The 1,235-nt window shown below is 52.4% G+C and carries 1 rRNA gene (only partly in view); it reads right to left on the reverse strand.

The window, feature by feature from the left end:
* Positions 1-1,225, reverse strand: a 23S ribosomal RNA gene (locus tag BLW49_RS28390) (its annotated part extends 1,799 nt beyond the left edge of the window); the annotation flags it as partial.
* Between the last annotated feature and the right edge of the window lie 10 nt (positions 1,226-1,235).

The following is a 1,235-nucleotide window of genomic DNA, read 5'->3' on the forward strand; positions in this document are numbered from 1 at the left end:
CATAAGTATCAAGCCATAGCTTCGGTGGTGTGTTTAGCCCCGTTACATTTTCGGCGCAGAGTCACTCGACCAGTGAGCTATTACGCACTCTTTAAATGGTGGCTGCTTCTAAGCCAACATCCTGGTTGTCTGTGCAACTCCACATCCTTTCCCACTTAACACACACTTGGGGACCTTAGCTGATGGTCTGGGCTGTTTCCCTCTTGACAATGGATCTTAGCACTCACTGTCTGACTCCCGGAATTAAGTCTATGGCATTCGGAGTTTGACTGAGCTTGGTAACCCTTGCGGGCCCCGCACCCAATCAGTGCTCTACCTCCACGACTCATGATTTCCGAGGCTAGCCCTAAAGCTATTTCGGGGAGAACCAGCTATCTCCGAGTTCGATTGGAATTTCTCCGCTACCCCCACCTCATCCCCGCACTTTTCAACGTGCGTGGGTTCGGGCCTCCAGTGCGTGTTACCGCACCTTCACCCTGGACAGGGGTAGATCACACGGTTTCGGGTCTACGTCCACGTACTAACTCGCCCTATTCAGACTCGCTTTCGCTGCGGCTACGGCTCTTCACCTTAACCTTGCACGGGAACGTAACTCGCCGGTTCATTCTACAAAAGGCACGCCATCACCCATTAATCGGGCTCTGACTTCTTGTAAGCACACGGTTTCAGGTTCTATTTCACTCCCCTTCCGGGGTGCTTTTCACCTTTCCCTCACGGTACTGCTTCACTATCGGTCGCTAGGGAGTATTTAGCCTTGGCAGATGGTCCTGCCGGATTCATACGGGGTTTCACGTGCCCCGCACTACTCGGGATCCGTCTCGGAGAGAACAGACTTTCAATTACAGGGCTGTTACCTTCTTTGGCGGGCCTTTCCAGACCTCTTCATTTAATCGGTTCCTTTGTAACTCCATGTGAGACGTCCCACAACCCCAGAGAGCAAGCTCTCTGGTTTGGGCTAATCCGCGTTCGCTCGCCGCTACTGACGGAATCACTATTGTTTTCTCTTCCTCAAGGTACTTAGATGTTTCAGTTCCCCTGGTCTGCCTTCAACCACCCTATGTATTCAGGTGGAGATAACTATCCATTACGATAGCTGGGTTTCCCCATTCGGACATCCCCGGATCAAAGCTTGCGTACAGCTCCCCGAGGCAGTATCGTTGTTCGCCACGTCCTTCATCGGCTCCTAGCGCCTAGGCATCCTCCGTGTGCTCTTAATAGCTTAACCAACGTTCGGT

It is taken from the genome of Paenibacillus sp. PDC88 (assembly GCF_900106725.1).
GTDB lineage: Bacteria > Bacillota > Bacilli > Paenibacillales > Paenibacillaceae > Paenibacillus > Paenibacillus shunpengii.